This window comes from uncultured Jannaschia sp. (assembly GCF_947494055.1).
In the GTDB taxonomy this organism is placed as follows: Bacteria; Pseudomonadota; Alphaproteobacteria; order Rhodobacterales; family Rhodobacteraceae; genus Jannaschia.
Genome location: NZ_CANLTR010000036.1, coordinates 26,255 through 35,338 on the forward strand (window position 1 = coordinate 26,255; position 9,084 = coordinate 35,338).

The window sequence follows — 9,084 nt, forward strand, 5'->3', positions numbered from 1 at the left end:
ACTAGACCGAGCGTATTGTGTTGGTGATGGAGCCGATGCCATCGATGCCGGCTTCCATGACGTCGCCATCGCGCAACCAGACCTGCGGCTCCAGACCTAGGCCGACGCCCGAAGGCGTCCCGGTAGTGACGATGTCACCCGGCTCGAGCGTCAGTCCGGCCGAGAGGCTTTCAAGGATTGCTGCGCAATCGAACACCATGTCAGTGGTGAGCGAATCCTGGCGCATCTTGCCATTGACACTCAGCCAGATGCGGTGGTCGGCGGTGACGTCAAATTCGTCCGAGGTGACAATCCACGGTCCTATGGGACAGGTGTTGTCGAGAGACTTGCCTTTGAACCACTGGCCATGACCTTTTTGCAGATCGCGCGCGGTGACGTCATTGAGCACCACATAACCCAGGATATGTTCGGCGGCGTCCTGCGCCTTGATATCACGGCCGCCCTTGCCGACGACGAAAGCGAGTTCGACTTCATAGTCCAGTTTTTTCGTGATGGCCGGCAGGCGAACTACGTCGTCCGGACCACAAACGGCATGGGTCGCCTTGGTGAAAAACTCCGGCACTGGCGGGTATTCCGCCGCAACCCCGCGGGCCCGTGCACCTTCCTCGATGTGCAACTTGTAGTTGCGACCGACGCAGAACACGTTGCGCGGCGGAACGGGGATCGGCGCACGTAACGATATGTCAGCGAGACGATAGCCAGCGTCTGTTGCTGATGCCTCGGCCAACCTGCGCGCTTGGGTAACCGCGGTAGGGCCGGCCTGGATCAGGGCTAGCAGCGAGGCGTCCGTCGTGGGGACGATCCTGTCGCCGACCACCACGCCCGGCCGCTCCACCCCATCGTGGACGAAAGTCGCCAGCTTCATGACGCCACCTCGAAGACCGGCAAGGTGATGTCTTCCGAAATCGGCTCGTAGGCCAGTTTCACCGCCATTCCGATGTGAACGCCGTAGGGGTCATCGGTCTTGATGTTGGTTGTCATCATCGCCCCTTCCTCAAGCTCAACCAGCGCCACCACGACGGGCCCCTCGACTCCTTCAAAGACCGACTGCGCCGCCACCGTATAGGTATGAATGCTGCCCCTGCCGCTGACGGGGGTCCATTCGAGTTGGCGGGATGCACATTCGGGGCAGATAAAAACCGGGTAAAAGGCGTAGGTGCCGCAATCGGCGCAGCGCTGGATTTGCATCGCTCCTGCATTGCAGGAGTCCCAGAAGGGTTTCGAAATCTTTGTTGGTTCGGGCAAATATCGGCTCATGACTATCCCCTCAGTCCCGTCCAAAAATAGCGATGGAGTGGTTGGAAGCGACCGCGCTGACATTGGTCGCCAACGACAGTTCCACGTCCTTGACCTGGCGGTCTCCGCATTCGCCACGCACCTGACGCACGGCCTCGATGATGTGGTTGATGCCGCCCGAGGACCCAAAGGACAAAAGCCCGCCATGGGTGTTGACCGGCAGTTCGCCTCCCAGCTCGATGCGTCCGTTTTCGGTAAAGGCTCCGCCTTCGCCCTTGGCGCAGTAACCGAGATCCTCGAACTGCATCAGCACGGTGATCGTGAAGGAGTCGTAGAGTTGGGCTACATCGATATCGGTCGGCTTCACCCCCGCCATGCCAAACGCACGTTCCGCGGCGACCGACTGCACCGTCTTGGTCAGGCTGAAGCGCGACTTGTCTTCAGGACGCGCGCCGGTGGCGCGGGCCAGATGTGCCAAGTGATAGTAAGATTGCGCCTGGCCGGTTCCCAGGATGCGCACGGGCTTGCTCTTGAGGTCGCGGGCACGTTCGCGCGACGTGATGAGAATAGCGCCCGCCCCATCGGACGGCGGACTGCAGTCAAGCAGGTGCAGCGGCGTCGACACCATGCGTGAATTGAGGACGTCATCGACGCTGATCGGATCGCGCTTGAAGGCCTTTGGGTTGAGCGCGGCATGCTTGCGGCAGGCAACCGCGATATTGGCCAATTGCTCGGAGGTGGTGCCGTATTCATGCATGTGACGTTGCGCCAGCATGGCATAGACGCCCGGAACCGAGATGCCGAAAGGCACTTCGAATTCGATCGGGTGAGCGCCGTATTCGATATAGGCCTTCATTGACGTGCCCTTGGGCACGCCAGACAGCGTGGTGTCGCCGCGCAACAGCAAAACGGCTTTGCACAGCCCACTTTCCACCGCCCACTGCGCCACCTGGACACCATTGAGATAGGAATGGCCGCCGGTGCGCAGCGTATCGACGAAGCTCTTGCAGTGAATGCCCAGATGCTCGCCGATCATCATGTGATGGCGGATATTATCGTTGAGGAAGGTTCCGCTGGTCATCAGACCATCGATGTCGTGCTTGTCGATCCCGGAATCCTCGATCGCCAGCATCGCGGCATCGATGTGAAGCTCGGTGGGGGTTTTTCCCGTCAGCCGGCCAACAGGGGGTTCCCCCAATCCGGCAATAACGGCCTCGCTGCCTGGACTTGGCATCAATAGGCTCCAATTTGTGTGTGAATCGCGCCGCTACGGCAGCAGGGGAGAGGCGGATTGGGCCGCCCCTCCCGGGTCGGATCGGCGCTTAGCGCTTCTCGAGGCCGATCGCTTCGACCAGTTCGGCGTACCGATTGCGCTCGGTCGTCAGAAAATCAGCAAATTCGCTGGGCGATTCACTGGTCCAAACCTCTGTGCCGGTCTGCTCTAGAGCAGCAATGACCTCGGGATCGGCCAGCGCTTCATTGAGCGCGTCGAACAGCGTGCTGACATATTCATCGGGAGTTCCAGCCGGTGCGAACAGGGCATACCAGGATGATACAAGCACGTCGTCGTAGCCAAGCTCCTTCATGGTCGGCAGCTCGGGCGTAAAGGTCGAGCGCTCCTCACCGGTGGTGGCTAGCAGCGTCAATTCCCCCGTCTGAAGTCCGGGCTGAAACTGAGACAGCGAATAAAACATCATGTCAGTCTCGCCACGCATCAGGTCGAGCACTGCTGCCGAACCGCCCTCGTAGGGGATATGACGCAGGGAAATGGCTGCGTCGCGCATCAGCATTTCACCGAGCAGGTGATTGGAATTGCCAATGCCGCTTGAGGCGTAAGAGAGATTGCCGCTTTTGGCCTTTTCAACCAGTTCGGCCGGCGATTTGATGCCGGAGGCAGTGGGCACGGCCATTATCAGGGTCTGAGCGGAAGCGCGGCCAACAGGGGAAAAGTCTTCCGCGGCGTAGGGTAGGTCGGCATACATATTGGGGTTGGACGAGAAGTCAGCGATTGTCGCCCACAGCAGGTGGTAGCCATCCGGCTCCTGCTCGGACGCCCGCACCATGCCTGGGATATGTGCGGCGCCACCGATATTTTCGATGACCATCGGCTGGCCAAGAATCTCCTCCATCTTGGGCAGAACAATGCGCGCCACGCCGTCGGCGGCAGAACCTGCCGGCAACGGCACGATCACATCGATCGCGCGGGCCGGGTACTCCTGCGCATGCGCCAGGCCGACAGTTGCGGTGAGTGCCATCACCGATGTGGCGACGATCAACGTCATTCTGAACTGACTATAAATCAACATTTCCTCCCAACTGTTTTTTCCGCATAACGGAAATTTTTCCGTATATCGATAATGCGCCGCACAAGCGGTGTCGTCAACCCCCTTGAAGGCGCGGCAAACAGCGGCGTCTTGTTCGAATGAGCGCCCGGACACGGCGGCTGTCGCCCACCCATTGATTATCTCAGCGCATCAGCTATCTTCCGTATTACGAAAATATATCCGTATTGCGGAAACTGTGAGGCAGAGAATATTGGATACGAACACCGCCTTATTGGATCTTCTGCGTAAGCTCGCATTGCCGGACACCGAGCATCGTTGCCGCGTTACAATTCGCGGCCATGACCCGGTGGTGCCCAGCCGCTACCGACCAGGGCTGGCAAGCGCGGTGGCCTTGGCAGCCTATGGAGCAGGCGTCGCCGAAATCTGGCGGCTGCGAGGAAATGGGGCCCAGTCGATCGACGTCGACCTCGCCAAGGCAGCGGTTCCAGGGTTGCGGACGCTCGCCTACATCCGGCGCGGCCGCCATGCACTGCAGCTACAGCGACCCGCCTCGGAGCGTCAGGTGTTCTTCGAGACGCGCGACGGCCGGCAGATGTATCTGCTGCGGCATGCCTTCTATCATGAGCATTTCACGCGTTTGCTAAGCTGTCTCGATTGCTCGCCCGACACGGCCTCCATCGCCCGTACCGTACAAAAATATGATGCGTTTGAGCTGGAAGAAATCTTGGCGGAAGCAAAGGCGATGGGGGCGATGGCCCGCACCAGAGACGAATGGCTGTCCCATCCCCAGGGCCGTAACCTGGCGGGACGCACACCGGTCGAGGTGAGGCGGATGACCGAGAGCGATGCCGAGCCGCTAACCGCGGCGGCGCGCCCGCTCGAGGGGATACGTATTGTCGACATGGGACACGTTCTTGCCGGACCGATGGTGTCGCGAACCCTAGCCGAGCAAGGTGCCGATGTCATCCACGTGTCGCCGCCGCACATGCCCGATCCCAATCACATCATCGCCGACACTACGTTCGGGAAGCGAACGGCATTTGCAGACCTTCGGTCGGACGTGGACCGGGACGAACTGCTTGCGCTGATTTCCCAGGCCGACGTGTTCGTCCATTCGTGGCGGCCGGGCTCGTTGGAGGCTCATGGCCTGTCATTTGAAAGGTTGAGCGAACTGCGACCTGGGCTGATCTACGCCACTGTAAGTTGCTATGGTAGCGATGGTCCCTGGGCTGACCGCGCGGGTTACGATCCGTTTGGACAGGTCGTCAGTGGCCTTGCCGTCGGTGAAGGCAGCTTGGATGAACCCGTGCTCGCATCGACATTTACGCTCAACGACTACTTGGCCGGTTACTGTGCTGCGGCCGGCGTCGCTAGCGCTCTGATCCAGCGGGCGCAGGTTGGCGGTTCTTACCGCGTCGATGTTTCGTTGACCGGTACGTCGATGTGGCTTCAGGACCTTGGGCAGCTCCCGCTGGAGCAATGGCCAGGTGCCCCGGGGGGCGTGGCTACGCTGCCCCAGATTGTGCCGGACGACCTGCAGATGACGCAGTCTCCGCTCGGCATGATCGAGCACCCCAGACCAATCGTGACGTTTTCCGAAACCCCCTCGTATTGGGCGACACCGCCCCAACCCGCCGGCGCTGGCCGCTTGGCTTGGGACTAGTCGGACGGAAAGAGCAATGAAATAATAAGCGGCCGCTTCCGGAACCAGAAAGTAACTGCTTTGAAAGACGAACACTTGGATGACCCGGAGTTCATCAAATCGCTGGCCAAGGGTCTGGCTGTGATCGAGTCTTTCGGCGCAGATGCTCCGCAAATGACGCTGAGCCGGATCGCGAGCAAGGTCGGCCTCAGCCCCGGCTCGGCCCGGCGGGTACTCATCACGCTTACGAAACTGGGCTATGTCGGGTATAGCGAGGAAGACAAGCGCTATCATCTGGCAGCGCGCACCCTCCAGCTCGGCTTTACCTATTTAATGACGCTGCCGGCACTCAACCTACTGCAGCCGCGCCTGTCGGAGCTATCCGACAAACTCAACGAATCCTGCTCGATCATGATGCTGGTGGACCGCGAGGTGGTCTGCGTGGCGCGTGCTACGGCACGGAGGCTCGAACGCGACTATATGACCGTAGGCACGCGCTTTCCCGCCCATTCTTCGTCCACCGGAAAATTGCTGCTTGGCGCCATGAGCGACGAGGAGTTTGACAAGCTCTATGACGGCATCACCACCCTGCCCGAGGTCACGGCATTTACCGTCCGCACCGTAGACGCGCTACGTGAACAGGCAAGGACAGCCTATCAGCGAGGATGGAACGTGGTGGATCAGGAAACGGCCATTGGCATGTCCTCAGTCGCCGTACCGCTGACGGTCAAGGGTCGCATTCGCTATGGCTTGTCGACCAGCGCAACGCTAAAATATGAAGGTTCCGAATTTGTGGACCGTTATCTGCCCGAGCTGCGCCACGCGGCGGAGTCCATGCAAAAGCTGCTGGACGCGCGCCAATGACGCCGGCGCTCAATCCATCTGGCCCCAAGGAACTCAGCGGCAGGGTGGCCATAGTCACTGGCGCGGGTCGAATGCGCAGCATCGGCCGGCGCCTCGCCATCACCTTGGCCCAAGCTGGCGCCAGCGTCGTGGCAACGGGTTCGGGCCGTCCCTCCGAGACCTTTCCAGAGGATGAGAAAGCCGCAGGTTGGCGCGATGTCGAGAGCGTCGCCAATGAAATCCGCCAGTTTGGTGGCAAGGCCTTGACGGCCATCACCGACATTGCCGATGAGGCCTCGGTCGACCGCCTGATCGCCGACACCCTCGCCACATTCGGGCGCGTCGACATCCTAATCAACAATGCCGCAATGAGTCGTGGCTCGGACCGTCGGAACGTTGTTGATCTCGATCTTGATACGCTGCGGAAAGTCTACGCTATCAACCTTGAGGGCACCTTCTTGATGTCGCAGGCCGCGGCCCGCGCCATGTTGGCCCAGGGCGGTGGAGGTAACATCGTTAATATCTCCACCGTAGCTTCCCGCACGGCTGGACCGAGGCTGGGTGCGTATGCGAGTTCCAAAGCGGCGGTCAACACATTGGGCCGCGTGATGGCCATGGAGCTGGCCGCCGATAATATCCGCGTCAATACTATCTGTCCTGGCTTCAACGATACCTCCCGGCTCGATGACCTGCCGCGCGGCGAACAATTCGAAGAGATGGTCAAGGATATGGTGCCGCTTGGTTGGGCGGACGATGGCACCCAGGTTGCTGAACTTGCGCTATTCCTTGTCAGTGACCGGGCAAAATGGATCACTGGGCAAACGATAATGGCCGACGGCGGGCGGGTTTGGGGGCAATAGCATGCCATACCATGCCTTGCTGCTGCCTCACTTACATTTCCAGTAAAAGTCCTACACCGTACTCTCGACAGCTATCGGATCTCGACCGCAGCTGGCTTGACTTCCGGAATGGGGTCGGTTGCTGCCAACGTCCGCGCAAGCGTCTCCGAAGCTCGAGCCTCGATCGGCCGCTATCTCGACTTCTACAACGGCACCCGGCCCCATTCATCGCTCGGCGGGCAGACGCCCGACCGGGCCTATCTCAACCAGCCATCGCCAATACCGGCGGCAGCGTAATCAAGGCGGAGATCCACTTAACGAAAGCCCGGACGCTGCTCAGATAAACCGAGCCACCTCTCAATGCGGCGGGACACCGCGTTGTCTGATACCGGAGCGCGACAAACGACCACTTGGAGACAATGGCCCAATCAAAATACCAAAGCTCTCGGTTCGCGAAACGAAGTTATTTAATCACATGCGGGGGATGACAGTTCAGCGAGTGTGATGCTATCTACATTTCGCGCCTTGGCGCAATCGAGCGGTGACCGGGCCCCTCTGGCGGAAGTGGCGGCGCTTCCTCGATGTCGGCACCTGTTCTTTCTCCAGCCGTCTGGACATTCATCAACATGACAAAACAAACTCCGCCTCGGTTCGTCGGCGCAAGTGGCAGTACGCTGCGCCGTTCGATGCTCTCCTATCTGAAATGGGCAATCATCGTGACGGGGTTGGGGCTTGCCCTTGGAGCCGCGCTTGGCTGGCAAACCACAGGCACGTTCGGAGGAATGCTTTCGATCCTGTTTATCTGTGCGGTGCTCGCCGTACTTGAAATCTCGCTGTCGTTCGACAACGCCATCGTGAACGCCAACAAGCTGAAAGAGATGCGGCCTGAGTGGCAACATCGTTTTCTGACCTGGGGGATCGTGATCGCGGTCTTTGGGATGCGCATTGTTTTTCCCCTGTTGATCGTGGTGATCGCGGCGGGGATCGGACCATGGCAGGCGCTGGTACTGGCGGCCAGTCAGCCGGAGGAATACGCCCGCATCATGGACAGCGCGCATCTGCCGATCGCAGCCTTTGGCGGAACTTTCCTGATGATGGTCGGGCTCAGCTTCTTCTTCGATCACGAAAAAGATGTGCATTGGGTCGACTGGATCGAACGACACATGGCAAAATACGCCACGATCCGTGGCATCGAAGTGGCCGTCGTGTTGCTGTTTGTCCTTGGCTTTTCTCGCCTGCTGCAGGGGACCGAGCGCACGGTGTTTTTCAACGCAGCAATCTGGGGATTGATGACGTTTCTTCTGGTCGAGGTTCTCGGTGGGCTTCTGGATAGCACGCAAGAAACGTTGCACGGTGCAGCGCAAGGCGGGTTGGGCGCTTTTCTGTATCTGGAAGTGCTGGATGCCTCATTCAGCTTTGATGGGGTCATCGGGGCTTTTGCACTGAGCCAGAACCTGTTCGTAATCGCTATCGGGCTCGGTATTGGCGCGATGTATGTCCGCTCGATGACAATCATGCTAGTGGAAAATGCCACCCTCTCTGAGTATCGCTATCTGGAACACGGGGCGTTCTATGCGATCATCGCATTGTCCATCGTTATGTTTGCGCAGGCGCTTGTTCACATACCGGAAGTGATCACGGGCCTCGGCGGCGCAGCCCTGATCGGCATTTCGCTATGGTCTTCGATCAGGTGGAACCGCAGCACAGCTCTCCGGGAAGCATAGGACCGGCATTATTGACAGGGACTGCACTTTTTTTGTGCGGTCCCCCTTCTCAACAACAGGTCAGAACGGGTCGACGAAGCCGCCGGCCTCTAGCCCTTGGTCATTCCGGGCGACCGTTCCGTCCGTGTTGAGAAAGAAACTGGCTGCATCAGACGACTTTGGGTCCGGCATGACCAACATCAAGCCTTGCGCCGTGCGCAACACTTCGCCTCTGTTCGAGCAGGTTCCAAACTGGGGAGCGGCGCGGAGTCCAGCGTTATCGAGCGTTGTCCAGATATAAAAACCGGCGCACTTATATTCTCCAGAGGCGAGAAAAATCAGGAACGATTTTCCCGAGAACGTCTCAACCTCCGGAAAATAAGAGCTTTCAAACGTCAGTTTGTCTGTATCGGTCGAAAGGGCGTTGTTACAGAACTACGGCCGTGAGGGATTCACTTCGGGTAGTGTCCCGGGGCGTGGTGTAGGAACTGGCGTCCACCTGCTTCTTCATAGCTGGTGTCGCTCGTTCATTGAGC

8 protein-coding genes and 1 pseudogene are annotated in these 9,084 nt (G+C 59.4%); 5 read left to right on the forward strand and 4 right to left on the reverse strand.

Going from position 1 to position 9,084, the window contains the following annotated elements; all coding sequences use genetic code 11:
- Nucleotide 1 precedes the first annotated feature (1 nt).
- The 4 genes from Q1A87_RS18710 to Q1A87_RS18725 form a co-directional block, all read right to left on the reverse strand.
- Nucleotides 2-865, reverse strand: a complete 864-nt coding sequence (locus tag Q1A87_RS18710; protein ID WP_299654883.1) for a fumarylacetoacetate hydrolase family protein — start codon at nucleotides 863-865, stop codon at nucleotides 2-4.
- Entirely contained in the window at nucleotides 862-1,257 is a 396-nt protein-coding gene (locus tag Q1A87_RS18715) for a Zn-ribbon domain-containing OB-fold protein (protein WP_299654887.1), read from the reverse strand. The genes Q1A87_RS18710 and Q1A87_RS18715 overlap by 4 nt, the downstream gene beginning before the upstream one ends.
- A gap of 10 nt (nucleotides 1,258-1,267) precedes the next feature.
- Nucleotides 1,268-2,470, reverse strand: coding sequence for a thiolase family protein (locus tag Q1A87_RS18720; RefSeq protein WP_299654891.1), 1,203 nt, complete (start codon nucleotides 2,468-2,470; stop codon nucleotides 1,268-1,270).
- An 88-nt stretch (nucleotides 2,471-2,558) separates the two neighbouring features.
- Nucleotides 2,559-3,674: a tripartite tricarboxylate transporter substrate binding protein gene (locus tag Q1A87_RS18725; RefSeq protein ID WP_299654894.1), complete on the reverse strand. Its 1,116-nt coding sequence runs from the start codon at nucleotides 3,672-3,674 to the stop codon at nucleotides 2,559-2,561.
- A gap of 97 nt (nucleotides 3,675-3,771) precedes the next feature.
- Here Q1A87_RS18725 and Q1A87_RS18730 point away from each other — a divergent pair, with 97 nt between their 5' ends.
- From Q1A87_RS18730 to Q1A87_RS18750, 5 genes and pseudogenes are all read left to right on the forward strand, one after another.
- Nucleotides 3,772-5,184, forward strand: coding sequence for a CoA transferase (locus Q1A87_RS18730; protein WP_299654897.1), 1,413 nt, complete (start codon nucleotides 3,772-3,774; stop codon nucleotides 5,182-5,184).
- Nucleotides 5,185-5,244: 60 nt separating this feature from the next.
- Nucleotides 5,245-6,027 (forward strand): IclR family transcriptional regulator C-terminal domain-containing protein, encoded by a 783-nt coding sequence (locus tag Q1A87_RS18735; RefSeq protein ID WP_299654900.1) that lies wholly within the window; start codon nucleotides 5,245-5,247, stop codon nucleotides 6,025-6,027.
- Nucleotides 6,024-6,866 carry an SDR family oxidoreductase gene (locus Q1A87_RS18740; RefSeq protein ID WP_299654903.1) on the forward strand — a complete coding sequence of 281 codons (843 nt, stop codon included), beginning with the start codon at nucleotides 6,024-6,026 and terminating at the stop codon, nucleotides 6,864-6,866. Before Q1A87_RS18735 ends, Q1A87_RS18740 begins: the two co-directional genes overlap by 4 nt.
- 138 nt (nucleotides 6,867-7,004) lie before the next feature.
- Nucleotides 7,005-7,142, forward strand: a pseudogene (locus Q1A87_RS18745) (integrase core domain-containing protein); the annotation flags it as partial.
- Between the two features lie 329 nt (nucleotides 7,143-7,471).
- Nucleotides 7,472-8,569, forward strand: coding sequence for a DUF475 domain-containing protein (locus tag Q1A87_RS18750; protein ID WP_299654915.1), 1,098 nt, complete (start codon nucleotides 7,472-7,474; stop codon nucleotides 8,567-8,569).
- The last annotated feature ends 515 nt before the right edge of the window (nucleotides 8,570-9,084 follow it).